Annotated in this window: 28 protein-coding genes and 1 pseudogene; 11 read left to right on the top strand and 18 right to left on the bottom strand. The window is 40.5% G+C overall.

Annotated elements, in window-relative coordinates; all coding sequences use genetic code 11:
• Window positions 1–15: 15 nt before the first annotated feature.
• On the bottom strand, window positions 16–1,272 hold the full coding sequence (locus tag F8S12_RS09555; protein ID WP_196516060.1) for a hypothetical protein: 1,257 nt from the start codon (window positions 1,270–1,272) through the stop codon (window positions 16–18).
• Window positions 1,273–1,310: 38 nt separating this feature from the next.
• On the bottom strand, window positions 1,311–2,384 hold the full coding sequence (gene murG / locus F8S12_RS09550; RefSeq protein WP_196516059.1) for an undecaprenyldiphospho-muramoylpentapeptide beta-N-acetylglucosaminyltransferase: 1,074 nt from the start codon (window positions 2,382–2,384) through the stop codon (window positions 1,311–1,313).
• An 86-nt stretch (window positions 2,385–2,470) separates the two neighbouring features.
• Here murG and F8S12_RS09545 point away from each other — a divergent pair, with 86 nt between their 5' ends.
• On the top strand, window positions 2,471–3,295 hold the full coding sequence (locus F8S12_RS09545) for a nuclear transport factor 2 family protein (protein WP_196516058.1): 825 nt from the start codon (window positions 2,471–2,473) through the stop codon (window positions 3,293–3,295).
• A 538-nt stretch (window positions 3,296–3,833) separates the two neighbouring features.
• On the opposite strand, the gene F8S12_RS09540 is transcribed toward F8S12_RS09545, so the two are convergent.
• The gene (locus tag F8S12_RS09540; protein ID WP_196516057.1) at window positions 3,834–4,268 is read right to left on the bottom strand and encodes a hypothetical protein; all 435 of its coding nucleotides are present in this window, start codon (window positions 4,266–4,268) and stop codon (window positions 3,834–3,836) included.
• A gap of 122 nt (window positions 4,269–4,390) precedes the next feature.
• On the opposite strand from F8S12_RS09540, the gene F8S12_RS09535 reads away from it, so the two are divergent.
• Complete coding sequence (locus F8S12_RS09535; protein WP_196516056.1) at window positions 4,391–6,241, top strand: S8 family peptidase; 1,851 nt, start codon at window positions 4,391–4,393, stop codon at window positions 6,239–6,241.
• Window positions 6,242–6,372: 131 nt separating this feature from the next.
• On the top strand, window positions 6,373–6,594 hold the full coding sequence (locus F8S12_RS09530) for a hypothetical protein (RefSeq protein ID WP_196516055.1): 222 nt from the start codon (window positions 6,373–6,375) through the stop codon (window positions 6,592–6,594).
• On the opposite strand, the gene F8S12_RS09525 is transcribed toward F8S12_RS09530, so the two are convergent.
• The 5 genes from F8S12_RS09525 to F8S12_RS09505 form a co-directional block, all read right to left on the bottom strand.
• Window positions 6,591–6,914 (bottom strand): thioredoxin family protein, encoded by a 324-nt coding sequence (locus tag F8S12_RS09525; protein WP_196516054.1) that lies wholly within the window; start codon window positions 6,912–6,914, stop codon window positions 6,591–6,593. The genes F8S12_RS09530 and F8S12_RS09525 overlap by 4 nt on opposite strands.
• A gap of 256 nt (window positions 6,915–7,170) precedes the next feature.
• Window positions 7,171–7,650, bottom strand: a complete 480-nt coding sequence (locus tag F8S12_RS09520; protein WP_196516053.1) for a plasmid segregation centromere-binding protein ParR — start codon at window positions 7,648–7,650, stop codon at window positions 7,171–7,173.
• Between the two features lie 5 nt (window positions 7,651–7,655).
• A complete protein-coding gene (locus F8S12_RS09515) occupies window positions 7,656–8,810 on the bottom strand; it encodes a ParM/StbA family protein (RefSeq protein ID WP_196516052.1) in 1,155 nt (384 codons plus the stop codon).
• A gap of 261 nt (window positions 8,811–9,071) precedes the next feature.
• The gene (locus tag F8S12_RS09510) at window positions 9,072–9,695 is read right to left on the bottom strand and encodes a DedA family protein (protein ID WP_196516051.1); all 624 of its coding nucleotides are present in this window, start codon (window positions 9,693–9,695) and stop codon (window positions 9,072–9,074) included.
• A 466-nt stretch (window positions 9,696–10,161) separates the two neighbouring features.
• Window positions 10,162–11,244 (bottom strand): Gfo/Idh/MocA family oxidoreductase, encoded by a 1,083-nt coding sequence (locus tag F8S12_RS09505; RefSeq protein WP_196516050.1) that lies wholly within the window; start codon window positions 11,242–11,244, stop codon window positions 10,162–10,164.
• Window positions 11,245–11,533: 289 nt separating this feature from the next.
• Here F8S12_RS09505 and F8S12_RS42275 point away from each other — a divergent pair.
• Both F8S12_RS42275 and F8S12_RS09500 read left to right on the top strand, forming a co-directional pair.
• Window positions 11,534–11,678 (top strand): annotated as a pseudogene (locus F8S12_RS42275) (IS701 family transposase); the annotation flags it as partial.
• A gap of 275 nt (window positions 11,679–11,953) precedes the next feature.
• Complete coding sequence (locus tag F8S12_RS09500) at window positions 11,954–12,169, top strand: hypothetical protein (protein WP_196516049.1); 216 nt, start codon at window positions 11,954–11,956, stop codon at window positions 12,167–12,169.
• Between the two features lie 52 nt (window positions 12,170–12,221).
• Here the strand turns inward: F8S12_RS09500 and F8S12_RS09495 are convergent, their stop codons facing one another.
• The 3 genes from F8S12_RS09495 to F8S12_RS09485 all read right to left on the bottom strand — a co-directional run bounded on the left by F8S12_RS09495 (window position 12,222) and on the right by F8S12_RS09485 (window position 13,503).
• Window positions 12,222–12,683: a hypothetical protein gene (locus tag F8S12_RS09495; protein ID WP_196516048.1), complete on the bottom strand. Its 462-nt coding sequence runs from the start codon at window positions 12,681–12,683 to the stop codon at window positions 12,222–12,224.
• Window positions 12,684–12,838: 155 nt separating this feature from the next.
• The gene (locus tag F8S12_RS09490) at window positions 12,839–13,243 is read right to left on the bottom strand and encodes a type II toxin-antitoxin system VapC family toxin (protein WP_196516047.1); all 405 of its coding nucleotides are present in this window, start codon (window positions 13,241–13,243) and stop codon (window positions 12,839–12,841) included.
• Entirely contained in the window at window positions 13,240–13,503 is a 264-nt protein-coding gene (locus tag F8S12_RS09485) for a hypothetical protein (protein ID WP_196516046.1), read from the bottom strand. The genes F8S12_RS09490 and F8S12_RS09485 overlap by 4 nt, the downstream gene beginning before the upstream one ends.
• Before the next feature lie 209 nt (window positions 13,504–13,712).
• Between F8S12_RS09485 and F8S12_RS09480 the strand changes: the two genes are divergently transcribed.
• Together F8S12_RS09480 and F8S12_RS09475 are read left to right on the top strand one after the other, a co-directional pair.
• Window positions 13,713–14,015: a hypothetical protein gene (locus F8S12_RS09480; protein ID WP_196516045.1), complete on the top strand. Its 303-nt coding sequence runs from the start codon at window positions 13,713–13,715 to the stop codon at window positions 14,013–14,015.
• A complete protein-coding gene (locus F8S12_RS09475) occupies window positions 13,973–15,487 on the top strand; it encodes a WD40 repeat domain-containing protein (protein WP_196516044.1) in 1,515 nt (504 codons plus the stop codon). The genes F8S12_RS09480 and F8S12_RS09475 overlap by 43 nt, the downstream gene beginning before the upstream one ends.
• A gap of 308 nt (window positions 15,488–15,795) precedes the next feature.
• On the opposite strand, the gene F8S12_RS09470 is transcribed toward F8S12_RS09475, so the two are convergent.
• From F8S12_RS09470 to F8S12_RS09460, 3 genes are read right to left on the bottom strand one after another with little or no spacing between them, the layout of a single operon-like run.
• Window positions 15,796–16,257, bottom strand: a complete 462-nt coding sequence (locus F8S12_RS09470; protein ID WP_196516043.1) for a ferredoxin — start codon at window positions 16,255–16,257, stop codon at window positions 15,796–15,798.
• Window positions 16,257–16,643 (bottom strand): DUF1257 domain-containing protein, encoded by a 387-nt coding sequence (locus F8S12_RS09465; protein WP_196516042.1) that lies wholly within the window; start codon window positions 16,641–16,643, stop codon window positions 16,257–16,259. The genes F8S12_RS09470 and F8S12_RS09465 overlap by 1 nt, the downstream gene beginning before the upstream one ends.
• A gap of 39 nt (window positions 16,644–16,682) precedes the next feature.
• Window positions 16,683–16,892 (bottom strand): DUF2997 domain-containing protein, encoded by a 210-nt coding sequence (locus tag F8S12_RS09460; protein WP_196516041.1) that lies wholly within the window; start codon window positions 16,890–16,892, stop codon window positions 16,683–16,685.
• Window positions 16,893–17,582: 690 nt separating this feature from the next.
• Between F8S12_RS09460 and F8S12_RS09455 the strand changes: the two genes are divergently transcribed.
• Entirely contained in the window at window positions 17,583–18,389 is an 807-nt protein-coding gene (locus tag F8S12_RS09455; RefSeq protein WP_196516040.1) for a TdeIII family type II restriction endonuclease, read from the top strand.
• Between the two features lies 1 nt (window position 18,390).
• On the opposite strand, the gene dcm is transcribed toward F8S12_RS09455, so the two are convergent.
• Together dcm and F8S12_RS09445 are read right to left on the bottom strand one after the other, a co-directional pair.
• A complete protein-coding gene (gene dcm / locus F8S12_RS09450) occupies window positions 18,391–19,758 on the bottom strand; it encodes a DNA (cytosine-5-)-methyltransferase (RefSeq protein WP_196516039.1) in 1,368 nt (455 codons plus the stop codon).
• Window positions 19,759–19,895: 137 nt separating this feature from the next.
• Window positions 19,896–20,384: a DUF4174 domain-containing protein gene (locus F8S12_RS09445; protein ID WP_196516038.1), complete on the bottom strand. Its 489-nt coding sequence runs from the start codon at window positions 20,382–20,384 to the stop codon at window positions 19,896–19,898.
• A gap of 195 nt (window positions 20,385–20,579) precedes the next feature.
• Here F8S12_RS09445 and F8S12_RS09440 point away from each other — a divergent pair, with 195 nt between their 5' ends.
• Complete coding sequence (locus tag F8S12_RS09440; RefSeq protein WP_196516037.1) at window positions 20,580–20,831, top strand: helix-turn-helix domain-containing protein; 252 nt, start codon at window positions 20,580–20,582, stop codon at window positions 20,829–20,831.
• A gap of 91 nt (window positions 20,832–20,922) precedes the next feature.
• On the top strand, window positions 20,923–22,827 hold the full coding sequence (locus tag F8S12_RS09435) for a PhnD/SsuA/transferrin family substrate-binding protein (protein WP_196516036.1): 1,905 nt from the start codon (window positions 20,923–20,925) through the stop codon (window positions 22,825–22,827).
• Between the two features lie 25 nt (window positions 22,828–22,852).
• On the opposite strand, the gene F8S12_RS09430 is transcribed toward F8S12_RS09435, so the two are convergent.
• Entirely contained in the window at window positions 22,853–23,680 is an 828-nt protein-coding gene (locus F8S12_RS09430) for an alpha/beta fold hydrolase (RefSeq protein ID WP_196516035.1), read from the bottom strand.
• Between the two features lie 87 nt (window positions 23,681–23,767).
• The gene (locus tag F8S12_RS09425; protein WP_196516034.1) at window positions 23,768–24,493 is read right to left on the bottom strand and encodes a lysophospholipid acyltransferase family protein; all 726 of its coding nucleotides are present in this window, start codon (window positions 24,491–24,493) and stop codon (window positions 23,768–23,770) included.
• A 552-nt stretch (window positions 24,494–25,045) separates the two neighbouring features.
• Here F8S12_RS09425 and metG point away from each other — a divergent pair.
• On the top strand, window positions 25,046–26,650 hold the full coding sequence (gene metG, locus F8S12_RS09420; protein WP_196516091.1) for a methionine--tRNA ligase: 1,605 nt from the start codon (window positions 25,046–25,048) through the stop codon (window positions 26,648–26,650).
• The last annotated feature ends 141 nt before the right edge of the window (window positions 26,651–26,791 follow it).

The raw sequence follows: 26,791 nt of genomic DNA, 5'->3' as shown, positions 1-26,791 counted from the left end.
ATCGCTTACCAAACTTTACTTTTTTACTAAAAAATATGCTGTAGCATACTCAGGCAATTGGCTGATATACTGACCAAATTCTCTTTGATTCTTAAAAATACCTGCCAAAAAATCGAGTTGATAAAGATTGGGTAAAAATGCTCCACCTGTATCAGCCATAACTCCCATTTGCAGGTGTTTACGACCATTTTTAGTATGTTCAATGACAATTACTTTACCTAAACCAATATTTAGAACATCTCCAGCAAAGGTTACTTCTGGTTTAATGGAAATTTTTGCATTTATTTTATATCCATAGCCTTTAATGGCATCAACCTCTCTAAAATACCAATAACGTTTTTGTGCTGTTGCTTGTAATCCACGAATATAAGAGATTCCATTATTTCTATCTACATTAAAAAATGCCTTATAACCATCTGTAAAGTTAATCAGTACTGTTCCTTGCATCAACGCTTCTTCTAAGCCATTTCTGGTTAGATAAGCGAGACTTTTAACTTTTCCAAACTCTCTACCACCTGGCTCATAAATACCAGATAAAACATCTTGTTTAGTATATCTAGTATAGAATTTATCGTTATTAGAGTTTTCTTTTAAGCTATAAATTCCTGTATTAAAAGTAGAGCTTTTCTTGCGAGAACCGGAATGAGTAAAAACAGCATATTTAGTAATTCGTAATTGTTTTTGGTTCTTATTTTTGGGATTATAGGCAGTCCATTTGATAACTCGGAAATTGGTATTTATAAACTTAGGATCTTGTAAACGAGTGGCTCGATTATTAGCAATATCCTCCTTTAAGACAGCAATCATGAAATCTAAAGTCTTAAGAACATCTGGCACAGTAACTCCTTGAGTGGCAAGCATTCCTGTACGCAGAATATCTGGATCTTCTGAAGCGTAATCTTGAAAATATTTTCTAGTATTAACAAGAACAGTTAATAAATCCCCTTGATTGAAGTTAACCTTACTACTTGGCAGTTTTGCTGGAGTAACAACCTGACTGCCATTAATGCTAAATTTATATTTTTTGAACTCATCGACAACTGGATATGGTGTAGATGCTGATATTAAATTCTGCTGAGGTGAAAAAGCATTTTCCTTGCCTATAATCTCATCAGATGTTTGTTGAGCAACAAGTTGAAGTGGAACGGAATTTTCTTGGGCTAACTGTTTAGTTTTTGACTGAGTATATAAATGATTACTGACTAAACTTACAACTAATAAAGCAGCACAACCTACTGTAAAACGAAATTTTTGGCTGAATAGGATTTTCATAACTGGAAGAATAAATTTCTCATGCTAAATAATAAATGTTAATTTTCTATCACTTCACGCACTAATTGCGCCAACTTTTCTGCACTATCGGGAACTGCGATCGCATGAGCTTTTTCTCCCATCTTTGCTAACTCTTCCGGTGACTGCAACAGATTCAACACATTACTTTGCAATGTTTGTGCTGTCAACTCGGATTGTTTCAGCGTTAACGCCGCACCAGATGAAGTAAATACCTCTGCATTGTAGGATTGATGGTCTTCTGCGGCAAAGGGGTAAGGAATCAAAATCGCTGGCGTTCCACACACTGCTAATTCTGTCAAGCTACCAGCACCAGAACGAGTAATGGCTAAAGAAGCTCGTTGCAACAACGCTGCCATATTGTTGTAAAAAGGTAAGGCTATGTACTGTGGATGTTTGAGACTATCTGCTTCTGGATCGCGATCGCCAGTTAAATGTACTACATAAATACCAGCATCAAACCAAGCATTTGCAGATTCGCGCACCAACTTATTGATAGCAACTGCGCCTTGGCTACCACCAAAGACGACAATTAAAGGAACACCATCAGGAATGGCTAAATCTAGGGGTGCATTAATTGCCCCATCAAGGAATTGCTCTCTTACAGGAGTGCCAACGCAGACATTTGTGGATCGTGGCAAATACTTAGCAGCTACTTCAAATCCTAAAGCTACTACACTACACCAAGGGCCAAAAAAGCGAGTTACTTTCCCCGGTAAGGCGTTAGATTCGTGGAAAATCACAGGCAAACCGAGGGAACGCGCCGCAATGACGGCTGGCGCGGCAATATAACCTCCTGTGGTAAACACTCCTTGAAAATTTCCTTGTTTGAGAATTCGTCTAACTTCCAGAATTGAACCAACGAGTTTACCCAAAATGCGAATCGAGGAGAGTCCAAACCCTTGCTGAAACCCTTCAACTGCAATAGTATTCAAGGGATACTCTTTAGGGATAAGTTGAGTTTCTAGCCGATTGGGTACTCCCAGCCATTCTATTTGATAATCTGGAAGTTTTTGGGCCAGTGCGATCGCTGGAAACAAATGTCCACCAGTCCCACTGGCAGCTATTAATAATCGTATCGGTGCGTTTACCAATCAAACCTCTACCGTTTAGCGCCTAATTTAACTAAGATAAAACAATTTCCTTACCTTCTCTAATCAAATCAGTAAATTCATTACGAATGACTAACATTATTACCGTCTTAATGAAACACCAACTCAAATTATCAACCAGCATCGGGTTGATTTCTTTCCTGTTGACACTTGGTTTAACAAGTGATTGGCAACGCACTCAAGCGGCGACACCACAGCAATTAGTCCAAAATGTACCAGCCAATCTGACAAACCTGTTGACACAAATTGATGCCGCCGCCAGCCAAGGCGATATTCAAGGAGTGTTGCAATTCTACAGCTCCAATTTTATTCATGGGGATGGGTTAAACCGCCAAACCTTAGAAAAGTCCTTGATTTCACTTTGGCAACGATATCCTAAATTGCAATACAGTACAAAACTGTTATCTTCAAAACCTGAAGGTAATGCCATCATCGCCGAAACAGAAACAAAGATAACTGGCTTACCCTCCGGTAATGGTAATAACATGACTCTCAATGCCACAATTAAATCGCGTCAGCGCATTACAGGCGGAAAAATAGTCCGCCAAGATATTTTGTCAGAACGCACCCTACTTACCTCTGGGAGCAAGCCGCCGCAAATCGATATTAAATTACCTCAGCAGGTGAAAGTTGGTCAGAAGTATAATTTTGATGCGATCGTTCAAGAGCCACTTGGTGATGATTTTCTACTAGGAACAGCGTTAGAGGAGCCTATTCAACCAGATAAGTTTTTTAACCCCACATCAGTAGATTTGGAATTACTTACATCTGGTGGACTGTTTAAAGTCGGAAAAGCACCACTTACTCCTGGTAGCCAATGGATTTCTGCTGTCATTCTGCGAGGCAATGGGATGACGATGGTAATTCAGCGCCTGCAAGTGGTGAAAAAGTAGTAACTTAAGCCTGGCGAATAGAATTCGCGGCTATACAAACAAAGTCCACCTCCGTGGACTAATACAAAATCAAGGGTTCTTAACTCACGCAGGTGGGTTTTGGTTGTGTAGATGGGGTTTTTAACCGCTTTTTTCACGTTAAGTTGTCACGAGTGTCTGAATTACTCGAATGAGTGCAGGATTTACTGAAATAAGTAAGTCAAATAAGCTTTTGAGTAAGTTAAATGAGCTTTTGCTTGCGGAAAATACCAAAATGAGTAAGCAAACTGGGGTTTGAGTAAGTCAAATGAGCTTTTGCTTGCGGAAAACACCAAAATGAGTAAGCAAACTGGGGTTTGAGTAAGTCAAATGGCATTTTGAGTAAGTCAAATGACATTTTGCTTATTAAATTTGACTTTCTCTATTTTTCCGATGCAGTAATACCCTTTCACTTACAGATACATAGGTAATAGGGGCGTATATCTGTACGCCCCTACACATAATTGATGTATTGTAAAGATGTTTGTCAATGGTTATGAGATAAGCTGTACATAAATAACTACTGATTTTGTGGCGATCGCAAGCCTTGTAATACTAAGAGCAAAAACTTACCCCATTCCGCCGCCAAAGGTATTTCTGTAAAGGGAACCCGCACTGAGTTAGTAGATTCCGAAAATAGAAATTCTAACTCTATAGAACGACCTTTTTCCGGTGGATTTTCAACATCTACAGATTTGCCATCTATCAAAAGATAGATTTGCTGGACATTAAGTAGAGAGAATGTTTCTAGTTTAATCGGCCCTTGAGGCGTGGGTTTTCCCCAGGTTATATTATTACTTTTTTGACCTAACACAGCATAAATATCATACTTAGCTCGTTCAAATTGCTCTGCCCAGGCGCGATAGGCTTCAACTTTTTGATACTCCTTCGAGCCTTGCCAAGCCAACCAGAAAAACACTACTAACAGGGGCAACCACAAAAGACCGCGTTCCATCGTTTATAAAGTTCCTGAGTAATCAAGTGAAACTTGTAACTAAAAGTCAAAAATCCCCCCCACAAGGTATGGAGATAAGTTATGTTAGTGAACAAACTGGCAAAAAGCGGTGATGAGTTAATATGAGAAAGCTTATATTATTGTGCTTGTTTGTCATTGGGCTAGGATCTGCCATATTTGGTTTCCTGAATTTTCAAGGAATGGCAGCTAAAGGTGAGTTTGAGACGATTTTGCTTGATTTTCGGGAAGATATTCCATCATCTGTGGTGGAACAGAATTTACAAGCGATCGCCAAACAATACAACGTTACACCCCAATTAGACAACAAGTTTTCCAAAAAAGATAATGTATATATTATCAAAGGCGATCGGCAGCGACTCCAAGAACTGAAAAAATCTCAATTTGCCCAAGCCACAGAATTCATCGAGCCAAATTACATCTACACAAAGATTCCCCAACCAGGTGAACCCGCTTGGCTAGGGGAATTTTTGCGACCTCAAGAAGATGATGAAACAAGTCCCTCATTAACTGGCCCCAATGACCAATATTACAGCAAGCAGTGGAACTTGCACCAAATCGGTATTGAAGGCGCATGGAGTCAAACCAAAGGCAGTGGGATCACAGTTGCGGTAATTGACTCCGGGATTACCAAGGTGCGGGACTTGTATGAGACAAAATTCGTCAAAGGCTATGACTTTGTTAACGACCGAGAAGAAGCCACAGACGATCATGGACACGGCACCCATGTTGCCGGAACCATTGCCCAAGCCACAAATAATAAATATGGCGTAGCTGGAATTGCCTACGAAGCCAGTTTAATGCCGTTAAAGGTACTTAGTTCCTATGGCGGCGGTACCGTTGCCGATATTGCCGAAGCGATTAAATTTGCTGCTGATCAAGGCGCAGATGTGATTAATATGAGCTTAGGCGGTAGTGGTGAAAGCCAATTGATGAAAGAAGCGATCGCTTACGCTCATAGAAAAAATGTAGTTATCATTGCCGCAGCCGGGAATGAAAACGCCAACGGAGCAAGCTATCCAGCCCGCTATCCCCACGTCATCGGCGTTTCCGCAATTGGCCCAGATGGCGAAAAAGCGCCTTATTCTAACTTTGGTGCAGGAGTAGATATCTCAGCTCCTGGTGGTAGTGACGCTGGTAAAATTCTCCAAGAAACTATCAACGAAAATGGCGAAGGGGTATTTCTGGGCTTCCAGGGTACAAGTATGGCTTCTCCCCACGTTGCCGGTGTTGCAGCATTAATCAAAGCTGCTGGCATCAAAGAACCAGATGAAGTTTTAAAAGTCCTCAAGCAGTCGGCGCGAGTTATCCAGGATGATGGTTTGAACTATTATGGCGCTGGACAACTCAACGCCGAAGCAGCAGTCAAACTAGCCTTCACAGGGCAAATCAGTTTCCCAGATTTCTTCCGATGGTTACGCGATAACGGTTATTTTAACCCCGGCTTTTGGATTGATGGTGGTGCGATCGCACTTTTACCCAAGATTTTAATGATAGTTGGTTCCTATCTACTGGCTTGGTTTTTACGGGTTTACTTCCCATTCACTTGGAGTTGGTCTTTATCCAGTGGCTTAATTGCTGGCAGTTCTGGGTTATTCTTCCTCAAAGGAATCTATATCTTTGATCTTCCCCAGTGGCCTTTCCGGGTTTTAGGCAGCTCAATTCCCGAACTAGGCAATACCCTCCAGGGAACTGATGCGTTGAATCCCCTATTTGCCAGCGTACTGATTCCCGTTGTGTTAATGGCATTGCTGCTGGGACATCCTAGCTGGAAATGGTTTGCCATTGGTTCAACCTTAGGAGTGGCAGCGTGCTTGACAGTAAGTGCGTTTTACGATCCAGCAGTTTGGGGTTTTGGAAGTGGTGACTTAGCACGTATCTTCCTCATTACCAATGCCCTAATCTGTTATGGACTTGCTCGTTTAGCATTGAAAAACGAAGAAAAAACAGCATAAATTGTAAACGGGGAACAGGGCATTGGGAATTGGGCATTGAGTATTAGTTATTTCCTCTTCTTTACCCTGCCCCCTGCCCCCTGCCCCTCACTCAGCACTCAGCACTCAGCACTCAGCACTCAGCACTGTTTATGATTACACTTACAGGTACAATCCAACATCGTGATATTGGCATAGGCGCATGGGCGTTAGTCACAGAAGAAGGCGTTACTTACGAAATCCTCAGAGGGGCTGACAAAGACTTACTCAAAGCTGGACAAAAGGCAAAAGTTAAAGGACAGGTGCGTGAAGATATTATGACAGCTGCCATGATTGGCCCTGTCCTGGAGGTCAAATCTTTTGAGGTAATTTAGTTCTGACTCGCTGTAGAATCTAGAACCTCTTGAAGACGACTTCTAAACTCTCCTTTGGGATGACCTCCTTTTACCTCACCCACAATCTGAAATTCCCCTTCTGGAGAATTGCAGATGATATAAGTAGGCCATCCCATTTCTGATTTATCGGGATACTGAGTCAATAAAATTTTCCGATACTTGCGGTAAGCAGCCGTATCTTGCATTTTTACATCGATAAATTCTAAACCCAGTTCTTCAGCCACCTTTTTGTCATAAAAAGACATTTTGTGGCAGATGCCGCACTCTTCCGAAGAGAACTTAATTACAGCTAAACTCATGGGTTGCCAACTCTTTAATTATAGGCAACATATATTACCATAATGGTGTCCCTTAATGTCAAGTTAAAGCTGAGACACTTATGAAAGTATTCTTTTCGCTTGTTTAGAGCTAGGACTTAGATCGCCACTTTTCAGATGTAGGTCGTTTTTTCAAAAATCGAATAGGAATCCTATATAAATATTAATAATCCTTAATAGTATTAACTATTAAGGATTGTTCACAAGAGCAAAAAATGCTCAAAAGGCTGATTGTTTCTTAAAAATCATCAAGAAACTGACTAAGGCGACTGATTACGGGGTCAACTTCTTGAGGAGGGGCAGCAACAGTATAAGAAGTATTATTTACTACTTCTAATTGAGTTGGAGACTGAATGATTGATCGACTATTGACTATGATGGCCAATTGTGCAACTTGTTGAGAAAGTTGCAGAAGATGCTGTTCCATCGCCTCCAAACGATTAGATCCCTTAGCAAAAAAACGTTCCTCAAGGCCAGCCACTTGATGTTGCAGTTCACCAATTTGTTGTTCAATCGGTGTTGTTGCTGCTGTTTGTGGACCAGGTCGTACAGATTCCGGTACACATAAAGATTGCCACAAGGCTTCTTTACAGAGGTCACTGAAAGTCTTGTCGGGTTGTTTTTCCAAATAACTTTCTACTTGCGCTAACAAGCTTTCATCAGCAAGCTCTGGGTTGAACGTGACGGATTTAACTACCTTTTTTGACCATTGGAACATCAGCTTTAGGCCCTAGCAGCGCGATTGGAGGATAATTGTGCCTCTCCATAAATATACTGCCCCAAAGCATTCGCCTGCCGGGAAGGTGCTGCTAAATGAGCATTAATCTTTGCTTCTTTAAGCAGACGTTGAACGTCGTCCCAGAAAAACTCACCACCGCCGCCAGTGAGAATCACGTCAGTGACGCGTTCTGGCAACCAGGCTAGCACACGGCTACAGATTTCGCGAGAAAACATCTCCGTGAGGTTGGGAAGAAAATCGTCTAAGTTGGTGGGCTTGCTAGCGCCTTTAGGACGGTAATAGCGTTCACCCCTTGGTTTGTTAACAGCGGAAATCAGCGCTAGAGATTGACTATCTGCTCCCTCGATTTCGGCGGACACCAATTCATAAAACTTATTCATCCCGAAGTCTTCGCTCTTAGAAGCACCTCTGGCAAAACGGAAGTTATCTACCATCAAAAGATCGACGGTTTGATGTCCAATATCGACGATCGCCACCGATATTTTTGTAAAATCGGGACTGCCCGGACTTTTCTTTGGTTGAGCTTCAGACCACAGCAAGCTGCCGTAGCCCTCTGGCATTACCCAAACTTTACTGACGTTCAGCGACACAGATTCGCCTCGGAAGTTCAACACATGAGGGCCACCTACTTGGCTAATCAACTGTGCTTTTTCCTTTTCAAATTGTTCTAAGGAAAGAAAAGGCAAACCTAGTACGACTGAGATATCATTTCTGAGTTTGAAGTAGCCAGCACTTGCTAACACTTTTATCAATGCAGCCTCTACCTTAGATTGCCCAACTCCTAGATTTGCTCCAAAATCTGCTGCCAGTTGCCCAACAGCATATCCATTGCCTTGATACTCTAGCCACAAATCCATTAAGGGATCAGTAGCCCTGGCTTCAAAAACACCGCCACGTACTTGTTCTATTGACATCTGCTTAACGTTAGCAGGTACAAACACCACATTGTTTGGTTCACGACTCACACAAGTCTTAGTGGAAGTTCTGCCTAAATCAACACTGAGAATAGTTTTTCCAGGAGGGTTGTTTGTGTTTGGGATGGGATTATTAACAGCATTTATGGGAATTGATGCCGACACTCTATTCATCGGTATAGCAGCGGCATTGATTGGGGTAGCGGCGGAAGGTTGGTCTGTCATAAAAGCTCCTAATTCAAACTTAACTGTAAAAAGTTGTCATGCTCAATCTTACAAAAATGCGAGCAACCATAAATTCTAGGTTGCGTCAAGTGTAGCTAGAAATACGCCAAAAATTAATTCTGGCGATACTTCCAGTGGGTAACTCTTGGAGAGGCTACGCCAATGCGATCGCACATCTAGTATTATTTGGCATAGTGTAGGCGAATTTTGGCCAGATGTAACCCCTGCTTTTACTGCTTTCAAACCAAAAGCGGCCGTGTTTCATCTTCTGATACGTCTTAGCTGGCGCTTGAGTATCCAGAAAACAAATGCTAAAACCAAACCCCCAAGTACGATTTTTGACACAGGAGCAAGATACTTGTCCACAAGTTCATACTGACTACCCAATGCGTATCCTGAGTATGTTAGCAAGCCCACCCAAGCAGCGCTACCTAAGGTTGTATAAAACAAAAATGGCAGCAGGTGCATATTGGTCATACCAGCAGGAACGGAAATCAAGGTGCGGATTCCTGGAACAAGGCGACCAATCAAAACTGCTTTGTTACCTTGAGAGTCAAACCAGCGCCTTGCCTTGTCGATATCTTTGCTGGATATAGCCAGCCATTTGCCGTACCTGTCAGCCAAAGCTTTCAACCGCTTTTCACTTAACAACTTCCCAGGGTAGTACCAGATAAGTGCGCCTAGTACAGAACCCAAAAGTCCTGCAAAAAACACACCAATAATGTTGAGCTTTGCCCCTCCTGGTTGATATGGACTTGCTGTAAATCCAGCCAGTGGCATAATCAATTCTGAAGGAATGGGGGGAAAAAGGTTTTCTAGGAACATCAGCAGGGCGATTCCCCAATAGCCGAAATAGTTGATTGTATTAGTTATCCATTCAAGCATTAAGTCAATTCCTGAAATTACTACATTAGTTTTGTTACTAACAGGACTTACGGAAAAATTGCTAAAAAGCTTAATTTATCGAACCGCCTATCTCTACGAGAGGCTTCCGCCAACGCGCATCGTCTCGTAGAGAAGAGTTCGTAGAATACCCGTAAGTCTTAACTAAATTCAGCATTAGCTTTCTCAAAAGTTAACTATCTGCCCTCATGGGAGTCAAGATAACTTGGCTGCACTAAAAATTGATGCCGCAATTGGGAAACAGAATAAGAGAAGTGGAAGCTAGGTTTCATTTTCTAATTATTTAGATCCCCCTTAGCCCTTTTTTTAATAAGGACTAGGGGGGATCTAAAGATTTTATGACAAATTTCAAAACACAATCTAGGTTTCCTTTCTGAGGTTGGGGCTATGAGGGAGGAAAGTAGACAATGACTTTGTTCCCCCCATCTTTCCGTCTTCCCCTAGTGTTTTATGCTGTCGGGGTCAACGATTGTACTCTCGGTTCCGATTCCCAGTCTAAGGGATTCCAAACTCGATCTTCCAGCGCCATCTGCTCAATCAAACTTGCTAATCTCAGGGCTTTGAGAGCTTGTTCACCACCCACTGAGGGTTGATTGCCACCATGTACACAGTTGACAAAATGTTCTAGTTCTGCACTCAAGGGTTGAATATTGCTGGTGTAGACTTTTTCAATTACACCATCCTGCCTGTAAAGTACTTGTCGGTGATCAGGGAGAGAGTTACCAGTCGTTTGTCGATGAATCAAAATTTCATTCTTAAGAAAATCTGCTTCAGTGAATGAATTTTTGCAATGAGCGACAAGCCGACGAATTTTGCGGTGAGTGACTTTACTGGCAGTTAGGGTAGCGACAATACCATTGGCAAATCCTAAGGTGGCAGTTACGTAATCTAAATAACCAGAGTCCAGGGCACGAGTACCGCTAGCGGTCAATTTTGTCACTGGGGAAGCAGCTAATTCTAGAAGTAGGTCGATGTCATGGATCATTAAATCTAGCACAACGGAAACATCATTTGACCGATCTGAGTAAGGACTCATCCGGTGGGCTTCTAGCGCCAGTAATTCTTCCGTTTTCAGCACTTGGCTCAGTTCTTTAAATGCTGGATTGAAGCGCTCAATATGACCTACTTGTAGGATACACTGAGACTCGGCTGCGGCATTTACTAGGGATTCTGCCTCAGAAATACTGGCTGCGATCGGTTTTTCAATCAAAACATGAATTCCCGTTAGAAGACAGTTAATGCCCACGGCGTAATGCAACCGGGTGGGAACAGCAACACAAACTGCTTCCACAAGGGGTAGCAAGTCAGAGTAATCTTCAAAAAAACGCACCTTGTACTTGCTGGCAGTTTCTAATCCTCGCTCGACGTTAATATCTGCTACACCGACTAGTTCAACATCTTTCATTGAACTCAGCACGCGAGCGTGGTGTTGTCCCATGTTACCCACCCCAATCACGCCTATGCGGATCGGTCGTGGCTGGTTACGCTGTGTGTATGGATTCGGTTCTGCCACTGACATGCTATTTTGCACTATTATTCTCTCCTCAACCACCAAATTTAGAGACGCTACGGCCGTTGGCGTTTATACTCGAAAGCCAGTTACGATCCGTCTAAAACCATCCAGATGGTAACATAGAGGCTATGTTTATGAAGAATTTCAAAGTTTGCAATCGGTTCCCGTAATCCGGTTATCTTTTGTATAGATAGTTCAGTTTGCTTTGTCTTTTGGATTTTCTACAAAAAAATATGTGTCTTTTTATTGACTTTAAAAAATTCAGTAAAATCTAAGTGTAAAGACTCTAGAGACAACCTCCGCAGCCATGCCACAGTACATGTGAAAAATGGTGTAGCCGATTTGATGAGCTGTTTACTCATAAAGCTCAAAAAAGAGAGTTTAGGCATCGCATAAAATCATCGTGTGATGGAGAAAGCGATCGCTCTGACCTATTTACCTCAACTCGAAATAATCGCATAGTTTACCTCATACATCTGACAGTATCGGTATCAAGCAAAAAATTACCTCGGCTATCGCTCAGAGGATTCGTTAGCGATATCTAACAGTCAACTATGCGATCAAAGCGATCGCCTTTTGAAAAGATTGATAAGTGGTGCAGCTACGCCCGCACTTCTCTGCGAGAGGCTGCGCCAACGGCAAGCTCAGTGACCATCGTAGACATCATTATCACTTTTGAGTTTTGCTAAAATAGGATTGGCTTAAGTGTGAAGGGAGAATGATCAAAATGACTACCTTAGAAATAGCGATCGCCAAAATCAAGAGATTACCTATTGAGCAGCGAAACGAAGTTATTGAATTTATTGAGTTCTTAGAATTAAAAATAGGCAAAATTAGTCAGATCCAAGAGCAGATAGAAACCGATAATAAAGAAGTTTCTTTTACTGAAGCAGCACGAGAGTTTATTGGTTGTTTAGACAGCAATCTGGAAGATTTATCTTAGAGAAAGTGCGTAGTTTACCGACGTAGGCATCGCGTCATAATAACTCTTAAATTCACTTTCCTAAATACACCAAATTTACAGAATTGCATTTTCCAGCATCATCGCAATTCTTCACAGAAATTGATTTTTTAGAAAATCGCTCGACATAAAAATTATCAGCATTATATCTTCCACGCACATACCACACTAAAACTTCTCCATCAAGAATATATCCACCTTCAGGGTTTACCTTAAGGGTCATCCTTTGTTCTACAGCTGCTCCTGCACTGTTAGCCAATATCATTCTTCCAGAGTTGCCTTGCATCCGCAAAATACCATTCCACCTACCATTTTGTACAGCCCAAACACCATAGATACTTGAGCTACGGTTGTTAGAATTAGAATTATTTGAATAGCCTGATATCCAGTTAGGAGGTGCTGGAGGTCCACAGGTAATTTCACCGTATGCTTCCTTACAAACTCCACCAGGCCAGTCTGCACATTTTACAGCACTTCCGGCAGCTATGAGGTACATTGAGGTACATTTTCAAAGCTGAAAGCTATGCTAGGAAAGGGCAAGGAGAAAAACTGTATTGCATAATAGCGGGAAGCGCTGTAGTAGCAACGCGATCGCGATCTTGAATTTTTGGTAATCAACTTGGGACTTATTTACCATAATCATCAAGACTATTAGTCAAAAATAGAAATTACTTGAATACCTGTAACTCGGAACATCGGCTTTGTCGGTTTTTCTGTTGTCACCAATTCGCCAGCACCAACTGACAGTGCTGCTGCTACGTGTAGAGCATCCATTGCCGCCAAACCGTACTGACAACCGATGTTATGAGCATCTTGGATAATTTTTTCTAAATCCCTAGCCCAGTAAGTGACAGCACTAAAAAAGGTTGCGTAAAAATCGGCTTCTTCTGTTTGGCGATTGTAAATAGCTTTGGGAAGTACTTCTAACTTGATAAATACACTTGAGGCAAAATCTCGTTCTGAGTCTGCTAGGATTTCAAGGGCTTTTTCGGATATATCCCCCACACCACGCGCTGCTGTAACCAGGACTCCGGCATCAATAAAAGTTATGTTCATTCACCCATATCTTGTAACCCACCTCGCTGACTAGCTATCTCTTTTTCAATTTCATCTTGACTTAGTAAGGGTTCACCTGAAGCAACAATTTTGGCGCGTATTTGCCGTAACCGTTCCCCTAACTGAGTTTTGGTTCCATGAGTTAATATTTGTGAATTGACTGTTTTGAGGTGAAGAAATTCCACAAACTCTAAAACCTGTTGTTGTTTGTCGGGGGTAAGGAAGCGCCATTTTTGTAATAACTCTTGTTCTGCATTCATCGCAATAGCTCAAGTTCATCATTAATCATCATTTTACTGCTTCAGGGAATTTTCCCCTTTCCCGCGTCGGGAAGAGGGTTAGGTTTTTTGTGGGCTTTTCCATATAACGTGAAAAGTCGGGTCTTTTTGGTAGATTTACGTAAACTTTTGGGGAAAAATCAAGTTTATTGTGGGAATATTGTAGTTAACCTGTATTACTACGTAAATAAATGACGGTTGAAGAAGCGATCGCACTCGTTGAACGATTATTGAAACGAGGACGCTTAACAAGAGCGCAAGAGATTGTCTTTCGCTACACCTGGGAAGGTAAAACTTACTTAGATATGGCGCGAGAAGTCACTTATGACCCCGGTCACATCAAAGACGTTGGCTCACAACTGTGGCGATCGCTCTCTCAAGCTTTGGATGAAAAAGTTACCAAGAATAATCTGCACGGAGTACTACAGCGAAGCACACAACAGCAAAATGTGTGCAAACTCTGGAAGGACATCATGCTTGTGTCTGGAGTGTAGCTTTTCCTCCCACAGGTCAAATTTTAGCAACGGCTGGTGAAGATAACACAATCAAGCTGTGGGATTCAGAAACTGGATGTTGTGTGCAAACCCTAGAAGGGCATCAGCACTGGGTAAAAGCGATCGCCTTCAGTCCAGAAGGGCAAATGTTAGCAAGTGGCAGTTTTGATCAAACCGTGAAAATTTGGGATCTTCATACTGGAGTGTGTTTGATGACCTTGCCGGGACACGCAGGAGTTATTACCTCACTAGCATTTAGCCCCAAAGGTGATCGGCTAGCCAGTGGCAGCTATGACCAAACCGTGAAAATTTGGGACATAGACATTGGGAAATGTCTGGATACGCTGGAAAAGCATACAAATCGGATTTGGTCAGTTGCTTTCCACCCTCAAGGACACCTAATTGCTAGCGGTGGAGATGACCACGCGGCTAGAGTCTGGGAGATTCAGACTGGAAAGTGTACTAAAACCTTGCAAGGACACAGCAATGCTATTTATGCAATTGCACACAGTTGGCAGCAAAACTTACTTGCCAGTGGACATGAAGATCAGACAATTAAACTCTGGGATGTCAATGCTTCCCAACGCTTAAAGGTTGACCTCCAGCCTTTTCGTGTACTACATGGACATAGAAATCGTATTTTCTCTGTTGCCTTCAGTCCCAATGGACAGTTCCTGGCCAGCGCCAGTGCAGATCGCACTATTAAACTTTGGAATCCCCATACAGGGCAATGCCTCAAAACCTTGCATGGTCACGATAGTTGGGTCTGGGCAGTTGCTTTTAGTCCAGAGAATAACTTCCTTGCTAGCGGCAGTTACGACCATACAATCAAGATATGGGATGTACCTTCTGGTGAATGTTTGCAAACATTGCAGGGGCATCCTGGTTCTGTGTTGGCGATCGCCTTTAGCCCTGATGGAAAAACTCTCTTCAGCAGTAGCTATGATTCGATAGTTAAACGCTGGGATCTGGAAACAGGAACTTGTCTTCATACTTGGGAGGCAGACTCTAACCGGGTTTGGGCAGTTGCGGTGAGTCCAGATACTCAATACGTTGCTACTGGTGGTGATGACTCCTTGGTGCGCCTGTGGGACGTTGACACAGGGGTTTGTCTGCGTACATTCTCTGGGCATACCAGCCAGATACTCTGTATTCTGTTCACCGACGATGGCGATCGCCTGATTAGCAGTAGCAGCGATCAAACTATCAAAATTTGGAATATACTTACTGGAGACTGCCTTGCTACACTATGCAATCATCTCAATTGGGTGTGGTCCCTTAGTCTGCTCCCAGATGCTCAAACTCTCCTCAGTGGCAGCAAGGATGAAACAATCAACTTTTGGGATATTACTACGGGGCAATGTCGGAAAACTTTGAGACCAGCCCGCCCCTATGAAGGGATGATTATTACTGAAGTGATGGGGTTGACTGAAGCAGAGGTAGCAACTTTAAAAGCTTTGGGAGCGAAATAAGTGAATTGATGCACGACTGCGCGCCCAAGAATGATAAACAGCATTTGCTGGTGAAAGTATTGCTGGGAAGGGGGCACTTAGCTGGGGGAGCAAGCCCTTCCCCCCTGCTATGGAGCGAAGCGGAACATGGGTATCAAGCCCCGTCATAAAGGACGCTCGATCTGGGGCGGAGTACAAGCTCTGTCCCAGTCTCTCCCCTGCTCCCTGCTCCCTGCTCCCCGCTCCCTGCTCCCCTGCCTCCGGCATTGACCAAAAACAAAAGGACTGGATATACCAGTCCTTTGTGATGTTAATTTAAGGTTTTTATCTTAATAAACGGATTTTTTGGTCTTTAACTTTTGCTTTTTACGCCGACGTTCGCTAGCAGCGACTGCATGTTCCACCGGATAACCCACTACAGGAATTACCTGATATTTGCGCTCTTCTTCTAACTTTTTCAGTTGAGTGTAATCAAGCCAGTGAATGCAATCAACCGGACAGGTGTCAATTGCTTCTTGGATAATTTCCTCAGCGTCCCCATCTTGGCGAACCACGCGCGATCGCCCGTAATCTGGTTCAATATAAAAGGTGTTACGCGCCACATGAGCGCAGTGCTTACAACCAATACAGGTGATCTCGTCAACATAAACACCATTTTGACGCAGCACACCACCCAATTCCGGTTCTAAACCAGAACGTTCTGGGGCATCCCGTAAAAAACCCCCTAATTCTGGTTCAAAACCGGAACGGTTGTCTTGTTGTGCTTCCGACGACGGCAGAAAATCAGCCATTACGCACTCCAGCGCTGTACTACCAAGCGAATTGAACCATCTTCATTTTTTTGTTGTTCAGCGACTTGAAAGCCAACACGAGCAGTTTCTTTCACAACTGTTTGATAAGCATAACGCTGTGTTACCTGGCGCAAAAATCCGTCCACAGACAAATCTTGCTGCCAATATTGCAAGTCAGCCACTAGTTCATATTCCTTGCCATTCCATCTAAAGCCGATGTCGTAGCCATTTTCCTGCTTAATAGTAACTTCGGCAGGATGGGTTTGACCGCGATAACCACGTACCTCCTGTGGCCCTGGTTTCCAGTCTACGCCCAATTCAGTCAAAGCATCTTTCAAAGAATCAAGGTTACGGATTTGAGTCTTAATTTGGCTAAAGTGTGACATGATTGTTATGAATTAATGACACTAAACGACTGCGAAAACTTACCAATTGCTGTAAGTGCTTTGCGTATTCGCCACATTAGATTGCTGCACCTGAGCGGCGAAGAATTCTGAGGTTGGCTCATGATTAAGTACTTGCCCCAGCTGTGCCTCTATTGCTGCTGTAACCTCAGCGCAAGACGCACCTACGATACCAGTGACTTTTTCTTGTACCCTACCGTCTGGATAAATTATGAACTCTAATGTCTCCATGCTCTTGGCCAACCAGGATAAGTACGTTTGAATTGTACTGCCTTAACAGAAGGCTATAAATATAGCCATAGGAACATTTTTGCTTGAGATGCAGAATTACCTTTTTTTTAGTAATCTTCCATCTTTTAATATATGTTTATCACAATCTTTACAAATCTTATTAATTTTATTAGCAAACACGTCAGTCTTTAGTTAGTCTCTCTTAACCTCATGGATTAGTCAAGGTAACAACTGATCTGGCTAAGTAAGGGTTAAAAGCCCTAAAAATAAGCATTAAAGGTAGTATAACAAGTAATATGAGTTACAAAAATATAAAATTTATTGAAAAACTTTATTATTAAACTTACCTTATTGTCTTAAGGGTCTTTGATATGGTGTATTTACTTAGCATCGAGTGTAAAGGGATTTTGAGACTGCGATCGCACTTCAGTTATGGGAGAAGTTGAGGCGATGCCTACGGCGGTAAACTACGCTGTTTCCCAATTTTGACTCGCTTAGATTCAAATTTAATATTACTTAAAAAATTTCCTTAATTAAGGCAAAATAAGTTTACTGTAAAAACACAATTTCAGTATATTAACTGATGAAATCGGCGATTTTACATTGTTAGTATGCAACAAGTAGCCTCTACCATCTTGTTGGTTGGGCATATTATCTTGTGCGCCCTAATTAACATCAAACAATTGAATTATGGATGACTATCTTAAAGAAAGAATTAAGGAAAATCTTAAAATTTCAATTAGAAGATTTTTTAGCAATAAAAAAGTAACAAATTACCAAGTATTAGATGATATTTTTCCTAAGGAAAGACGAATACGTTCTCTAATAGGTGGATTAGAAACAAGTCTAGGAACAACTTTTTGGGAACCTATATCTAAAACATTAGCTGAAATAAATGGATTTGAAATTATCCAAGATAAGATATTAGTTCCAACTGAGTTTCCTCCAGCTTTGCAGAATGAATTGGATAAATTAGTTTATGAACGTGAAAATAAGCCTAATAACAGAAGAGTTTCAACAGAAGAATGTATGGAGAGGCTAAAAAACGTTGCTGCAAAAACCAATCCTCAAGACATCGCCGCCTACATATACATATCTCCTCCATCGGGAACTGGAGTTGATATTCATTTGTTTAAAGACGGAATTGAATATCTTTTTGATATAAAAACTGCACAGCCAAATCAAGGTGATTTTCAAAAATTTAACAAACAAATGCTACAGTGGTACGCTTATAGACTTGCTAAAACTACTAATGCTAAGTTAGAAGCTCGTATTGCTATTCCTTTTAATCCTTTTGCAAAATCTTGGTATGAACAACAAAAAAGTAAGTTATTTAGTTCTCCTTTAGATATCGCTCAAGATATATGGGTTGAAAATGAATTTTGGGATTTTTGTTCTGGAACTGAAAACACATTTGAGCAATTGAAAGCACTTTTTGTCGAGTTAGGACAAGAAAACTTTGCCGCCGAATTTAATGATATTTTTTACCAAAATTAGTTTAAATATCAAGAATAGTTAGCAACTCTTTAGCTACATACTCAACAACAGGTACAGGAACAGCATTACCAAACTGTTTTTTGGCAATATCATCTTTTTTGTGATATTCAAAATTTGCAGGAAAACCCTGTAATTTACAAGCGTGTTTTGCCATGATTGGGATAAATCTTTTCTGTTTATAAATTTTTTCTAAGAAAATATTTTTATACTCCTGTGGATGACTAGCATGAATTGATACTGTTGCTATATAGTCTTTAGCGCCAGTAGCAGTTAAAGTTGGCATAATATCAGCAGTAGGTAAAATAATTCTATAAATATCATTAATACCTGTCATATTCTTAGAATTAACAAATTCATACTTATGATCAGCAGTTAATCGGAATATTCTTTTTTGGACTAATTCATTTAATTCATTAATCTCTATATCACATATTATCTGTTTAAAATTATCAAAAGATAAAGGATTACCATCTTTCTCTCCATACTTTTTACTTCTTCTATTTTTTAGAAGAGTTAAGCAAATCATTTTTTGTCTATCACTGGTTTCTATAATATCCCAAGAGTGAATTGTTGTATGTCCATTTCTTAAATCCGAAAAAATGAAGAAATCATTTAATTCATCATCTTTTTGAAATCGAGTTCTTGATGGTGGAATCATACCTTTAAATAAAGTATATTGATCTAACTTCACTTTTTCAATAACTTTTGTAGATTTAATATCATCCAATATATCTAAAACTTTAGGATGAATGTTCAAAGGAATAGGAAATTTATACTCTTGGCATTTTTCGACATCATCTCTAATTCCAACAATAAAAACTCTCTCTCTATTTTGAGGTAAACCAAAATCATAAGCATTGAGGACTTTCCATTTAACACAATATCCTATGCTTTCCAATTCATGTACAATGAGTTCCAAATTAGCTATATTTTTAGGGCTTGCTAATCCACTGACATTCTCAAATATAAAGGCTTTAGGCTTATTTGTATTGACTAATCTAATTACATCAAACCATAACTTTCCTCGCTTGTCTTCAAATCCCTTTAAACGACCTGCAACTGACCAAGGTTGACACGGAACACCACCAACTACTATGTCAACATGAGATGGAAGTTCACTGATTTTTGTTATATCTCCTAATTCAATTTCGTCTTTGTTTAAATAGCTGATAAAATTTTGTTGATAAACTTTTATAGCTTGTTTGTCTATTTCAGAATATCCTAAGCATTGACCACCTAGTTTTTGTAAAGCGATTCTAAATCCACCAATACCAGCAAATAGATCGATAAAAGAAAATTTATTTTGATAAGTTACTAACTGGAGAGGTAATTCTATCTGTTTTGAGTTTTGAGAAAATATAGATTTCATTTTTGTTAGCCAACTTGGTTGACTATATTTGCTTCAAAATTCAGTGGCGATCGCAACAGCTTCACTTTGCGAGGATGCGATCGCACTCTATTTCACTTTCGACTCTTAGTCTAACTTTGATGCTAAGAATTTTATAGCTACTTTCTGCCTCGCTCTTGCATTTCTTGCTGGCGCATCGGCATAGCGTCAATTTGCTCAAAAATTGCTGTCGTTGGGACTGGTGTCGTGTCACTACGCTTAACACCACCATCTTTGCCTACCAAAATGACGCGAAAATTTTCTTTATCAACTCTGAAGCGATTTCGCAAATTGGCAGCAGAAGACTCATCTATTAACTGTCCGTTGGCATAGCTTTTATTTGTTGCCAAAACCTGAACGAGAACTAAATCCCGGTCTTTGAAACCGTTTTGGTGCTGGTCAAATAACTGCATCTGCTGCTGATAGCTAGGGTTATCAACAGACGGTGCAAACACTAGTAACACGCGGTTTTGCCATTTTTGGGAACTGAGGTTAAATGAAGACATTTTGATGGTATCGGTTGAACCTTGGACAGTACCAGCAATGCTAACTGGCGATAAGACTATAGACGCGGTGAGGGTCAGGGCGATTAATACTGAGTTATTCACGTTTCCCAATTTTGACTCGCTTGAATTCAAATTCAATACCACTTAAAAAATTCCCTTAATTAAAGGAAAATAAGTTTACTATAAAAACATATTTTCAGTATATTAACTGATTAAATCGGCAATTTTACATTGTTAGTATGTAACAAATAATATAGCATAAGCTATTTAAACTAGAAGATAAAGATTCAAATATAAATGACTATTAAAAAACCCTTGACTATCAATCAGCCAGAGGTGGGGCAAATCATTCGTGATCTGCGGCTTTTGACTGGGCTAACGCAAGAACAGTTTGCAGCTACTCTGGGTGTTACTTATACCACAATTAACCGTTGGGAAAATGGACGTTCTAAACCCTCGCCGCTAGCGATGGGGAAAATTGAGGAGATGTTGGAGAAAATGGGACAGAAGGGAACAGACTTACTAAAGAAGTATTTTTACAAAGATTAGTTAGTAGCAAGCGTACTTACAATCATCTCGGCTTAATGCAAAATTATTCTAAACATTTCAAAGTCAGTGTTATGAATTATCAAAAAATATTATGAAAGTGCTTTTACCAGAGGGAGTTGAACTTCAAGGTTTTGAGAGAGAATTAAAAACAACTCTAGAGCAAGCACAACTTGCCGGTTATGCCCTTATGGGTTTTTCTTTTAGAGAGGCTTTAAGTTCAAACCTTCACCAAATTGATGCTTTGGTGGTTATGGAGCCAGGAGTATTTGTATGTTTGGAGGCAAAAGGATATAAAGGGAAGTGGACAGGAAGCGCCAACGAAACATGGTTTTCTGATAATCAAAAAATTGAAGCTGTTGGCGGCAATCCATATATACAAGTTGAACGATACAGCCTAGTTATTAAAGATAAACTTCGGTCTTGTATATTTCAGGATATTCCTTTCTGGGTTAATTATTTTGTTGTCGCTCCAGATACAACAAAATTTGAAATAGAAGGTGCAGTTATTAATACCTTTCAATCTGGAAGAGCAGTGCAAATTTGTAATATATCCAGAATACAACAGGTTTTAGGCAGTATTAGAACTAGGGAAAATGTTGCTGCAAAGTTCAACGAAGTTGGTATTGAAAAAATTATTAGCGAACTCACAGGAATCTCACTAAAAAAAATCGAAATACTCATAAATCGTCAGCCGATTGACCCCACTCTAGAACCACCTTTAGTAGAACATCCAATACCTGTTGTCACCACTCTAGAATTACCTCCAGTAGGACATACAATATCTGTTGATCCCTCCAAAAAACTACCTCATAACAAATATATTCATTCTTTTAAAATCCTTTCTTGCTTTGTAGTAGTAGTAGGAGTAGGAATATTTGCTATTTTGCATTATCTTAATCAAAAATCATGCGAAACCGCTACTGAAACAAGAGTAAATAATATTTGTTATAAAGATATTACTAAAAAACCTCTTGTTGTAGGTATTGTCACTTCACCTAAGCAGTATTCAGAATTTAAAACATACTTAAAAAAACAACTCGGTTCTCAAGCCATAGATGTAGTAGTTGAAGGTAACTCTGAAATTACATATAAAGAAGCTCAAAATAATATTTCTAAATACAAATGGGATATCGTGTTTGCCAACTCACCTATGAATGGAATGCAAGCCAAAGATAATAGCTACAAATGGTTAGATCGAATGTTTCCTAAGTATCCACTTACTTATCAATCAGCTTTATTTGTTAGGTCTGATAGTCCAATTAAGTCAATTGAAGATATTAAGTCTACGACAACTATTGCTCTTGGAGATTTCAATTCAGCTTCGAGCTTCTATATGCCTGCCTATGATTTATATGGAACATCTATGACTGTAACGGCAGGACATAGAAGTAGTAAAATTCGAGAGCTTGTAGCTAATAAACAAGCAGATATAGGAGCAGTTGTATACAGTACAATCAAGGATGATCCTCAATTTCGAGTAATTCAAATTAGTAGAGAAATTCCAAGCACAGGAGTTTACTTATCTCCAAAATTAACTCCTACTGTTCAAAAGCAGATTCAAAACATTTTAGAAAATGCACCTAAAAAAATTAAGGAGCAGGCAAACTACGACACAGGAAAAGAGCCAGACTATGAAGAATTTAGAACGATTGCATTAAGAGCAGATCAAGTTTTGTCTTGCGCTAATTTTAGTAGAAATCCCGTACAATTTTTTTGCAACACAACATCTCAAAGGATTCTAGGACGTGTGGCTGGTTTCACCAACCAGGGCAATGGAATGATTCGATTACGATTGGAACGAGAAAATCATAAAACCTGCCAAGTATTTGTTTCTTCACAAACGCTGAACAAAATTATGGATGGTATCTCATCAGAAATTATTAATAGAAAACAAGTTAATATTATTGGAGTAGAGCCAATAAAACTAGAAGACGGCACTTGTCAACTAACGATTGAAAACCCTACTCAGCTAGTAGTGTTACAACCTGGAGCTTAATGCACCGTAGGCATTGCCTCTCACCCTATCCTTTCACCTCTAACCCCTCGGCTACATCAGTTATACTTTCTAAAAAGTTTTGGCTCTTAAGAATTTCGTAGAGGTTAATATCTTTTTCTAGAAGGCAAGCGTGTCCACTATCAGAAAGTATTAGCGTCTTGGCATTTGGTAAAATATTAACTATGCGCTTGACTTCAGTTACAGAAGGCAAAAGCCGATCGCTAGCACCGGCAATCAACAAAACTGGTTGAGTTAAGCGGCCTAACTGTTCATCATCAACCTCAAACTCTCGCAGTAAAGACAACCGCCAAAGAACGGTTTCTGACGGTACAGAACGCATAGTTCTCAAAAGTTCATGGCGATCGCTTCGGGAAATGCGTGGTAAAGATACTAGAAACGGCAATAAACCCAGTGCGCCGATATCATAAAGGGGTTCTGGCACAAAGGTAGTTAGTTGGGAAGCCCAATTCAACCAAGGGCGAAGATGAAAGGCAGAAGCTGGGTTAATGAGAATAATTCGCTTAAATAAGTGCGGCGCTTGGATCGCTACTTTCATTGCCAAGCAGCCACCAAAGGACTCACCACACAGGTAAACTGCCCTTTGGGAGCTTTTTTCTAATTCGGCGTGGATCAAGTCCAATACACTCTTAGTTAACACATCCCAAATGTTAAGGTCTTTCCGTGGGATCGCCAAACAACGGACATCAAAGCCAGTTTCTAATCCGGCTGTTTGCGATCGCAACAGTTGACCTGTTCCATCCATTCCTGGTAAATATACTAACAGTGGATACTCTGGCTGTACTCGTTTAGGCGTAAGGAAACAAGGCTTTAGCTCAACTTCTGAGATAGTCATTAGTCAATTGTCATTAGTCACTAATTAATGGTATGAAATTTTTGGACTTGCTGATTGTTGCTTTTAATAGCTTCGGTGCTTTTGGCTCTAGTAACAACCTTGACGCAATAAGTTGCTAATTTCACCGTGACAGTGTTCTGTCAGTTCAGCTACAACGGTTCTGGCTTGTTTACCGTGATATTTTTTTTTGTGCTGGGGCGTAATCCAATAAGGGCGACCAATTAACACGGCAACCCGACGATAAAATACCAAGGGATGCCAACCAGGTTGATTAAATAAAGGTTCTGAAGGGTCAAATACACTCAAAAACCTTAAGGGGAAACCAGAAGTGTTTATTTCTTCTAAAGAGGCGATCGCGATCGGCAAAATTGCTAGATCCGGCACATTAGATCGTAATGCCAAATGGGCAAATCCCCGTCGAAATTTACCCACCATGTTTGGCTGAGTAAATTTCACCATTGGTTCAGTTCCTTCTGGAAACACTCCTACCATCTGCCTGGACTGTAAGAGCAACTGTGATTGTAAAAAAAAGCTTTGTTGGCGATTTTGAGTTCCATCCAAGGGAAAGCAGCCCAATTGTCCGGTGACAATCTCTCGCATTACTGGCACTTGTCCCATGTAGTGATGGCAAGCAAACCGAATTGGACTCGATAACGCCGCCATTAAAATTAGTGCATCCATGAAGCTGCGGTGATTGCTCACTACCAATATGCTAGCATCTTGGGGAATGCGATTCTCGTAATAGCGAAACATTTGCGTTGAGAGCGCCGCCACCAAAGCGCGAGAAATCTCTAGGGGGCTATTTAGACTCATACCTAATTAGTATATTTTTCCAGTAAATGTAGTTTATTCTAACTTAATCTTTACATTTCTTTACTACTGCCATAACAGTCTTAAGATAGAAATATCTACTCACAAAGCTCTCCAGTTAAGCAATTCAAAATTCACTCATTCAAAACTCCTTTGGGAAAGTTCTAATTTAAGGAAGCCATAAGCTCCTGACTCTCCGCAAAATGAAGAAACGCAAGCGGGGCAGACCTTATAGTTATTCATTCAATTGATGTATTATTAGTGTGTACGCCAGCTTTTTATCTTTTAAAACATTGATTATGTATTCCTGATCACAATTTACATATAATAAAAAGCTAATAAAAAGTATTTGAAAAAGTTATTAATAGTAGTTAATTTCCGTTTTTAAGCAGAAATGAGCTGAATTTATGCATACTCTAAAACAATTGTTGACCTGAGAAATTTGCTACTATTAAGGTGTTATTGAAGAAAATGGTATTAATGTTGTATAATTACATGGTTTTGGCTATAAAAGTTAAGATGTAAGACGTTTTAATAAATTGATTTTTATTCTGCATAAATCTAGTGAATAAAACAGAAAAGACATTTGCACTGACAACACCGCTATATTATGTAAATGATGTCCCCCATATAGGCAGTGCTTATACAACGATCGCAGCAGATGTAGTAGCGCGATTTCAGAGGTTGCTGGGGCATCAAGTATTGCTGATTACAGGTACAGATGAACATGGGCAAAAAATTCAGCGATCGGCAGAAAGTCTAGGAAAAGCGCCACAAGATTTTTGCGATGAAATTGTCCCTAGCTTTGTGAGTTTGTGGCAATTACTGGACATTCAATATGATCGCTTTAGTCGGACTACTGCGCCTCGTCATGAAGCGATCGTTAAAGAATTCTTTGAGCGAGTATGGGAATCTGGCGATATCTACCAAGGACAACAAAAAGGCTGGTACTGCGTATCCTGTGAAGAATTTAAAGAAGAACGGGAATTGCTAGAAGGAAACCGTTGCCCGATTCACACTAACAAAGAAGTCGAGTGGCGAGACGAGCAAAACTACTTTTTCCGCTTATCTAAATATCAAGTTAAGCTGACAGAATTTTACCAATCTAGACCGGATTTTATTCAGCCAGAAAGTCGGCGTAACGAAGTCATCAGCTTTGTAAACCAAGGACTGCAAGACTTTTCAATTTCACGGGTGAATTTAGATTGGGGTTTTCCTGTACCAAATGATCCCAAGCACACCCTCTATGTCTGGTTTGACGCACTGCTTGGTTATGTAACGGCATTGCTAGAACCAGATGCAGAACCGACTTTAGCAAATGCCTTAGCAACATGGTGGCCGATCAACTTGCATCTAATTGGTAAAGATATTCTGCGCTTCCATGCAGTTTACTGGCCAGCAATGTTGTTGTCGGCTGGCTTACCCTTGCCAGAGCGAGTCTTTGGGCATGGCTTTTTGACTAAAGATGGTCAGAAAATGGGCAAAAGTCTGGGTAACACCCTTGATCCTGTGGCGTTAGTTCAGCGCTATGGTAGTGATGCCGTTCGTTATTACTTCCTTAAGGAAATCGAATTTGGCAAGGATGGAGATTTTAATGAAGTTAGGTTCATTAATGTTCTGAACGCAGATTTGGCAAATGATTTAGGTAATTTGCTTAATCGCACCTTGAACATGGTGAAGAAATACTGTGCTGATAATAATGTACCATCAAGCGGCAATGAAGCCATTCCTGATGAAAATCCGTTGAAAGCAATTGGTTTACCTCTAGGGGAACAGGTAAAACAAGCTTATGATGAGCTAGCTTTCAGTCAAGCCTGCGAGGTGATCCTTTCGTTGGTGCAAGCCAGCAATAAGTTTATTGATGAACAAGCTCCTTGGTCATTATATAAACAGGGACAGCAGGAGTCCGTGGAAACAGTTCTCTACGCAGTTCTAGAATCAGTTAGACTAGCAGCTTATCTGCTATCTCCAATTATCCCGAACATTAGCAGCGATATTTATCAGCAGCTTGGCTTTGGCATAAACTTTAACGATCAAACACAAAGTCCAGCGATCGCTCCTTTTGCCACCCATGCGACATGGGGGATACTATCTAGTAAACAACAGTTGGGTACACCCCAACCAATTTTTAAGCGAATAGAACCTCTAAAAAACGATTAGTCCTTATCAAACTCTGATTTTGTTCAATTTTTAATTTTCTGGTAAGAATTTATCGGGGCTTAACTTTATTAGCCCTGGAACATTATCATAAGCCGCTGTGACTAGCATGTAAAAATTGGTAATTTGTATCAAAAATAACAG

The organism is Nostoc sp. WHI, assembly GCF_015714725.1.
In the GTDB taxonomy this organism is placed as follows: Bacteria; Cyanobacteriota; Cyanobacteriia; order Cyanobacteriales; family Nostocaceae; genus Nostoc.
The sequence above is the reverse complement of the archived record's forward strand: the minus strand, read 5'-3'. Positions and strand labels throughout refer to the sequence as shown.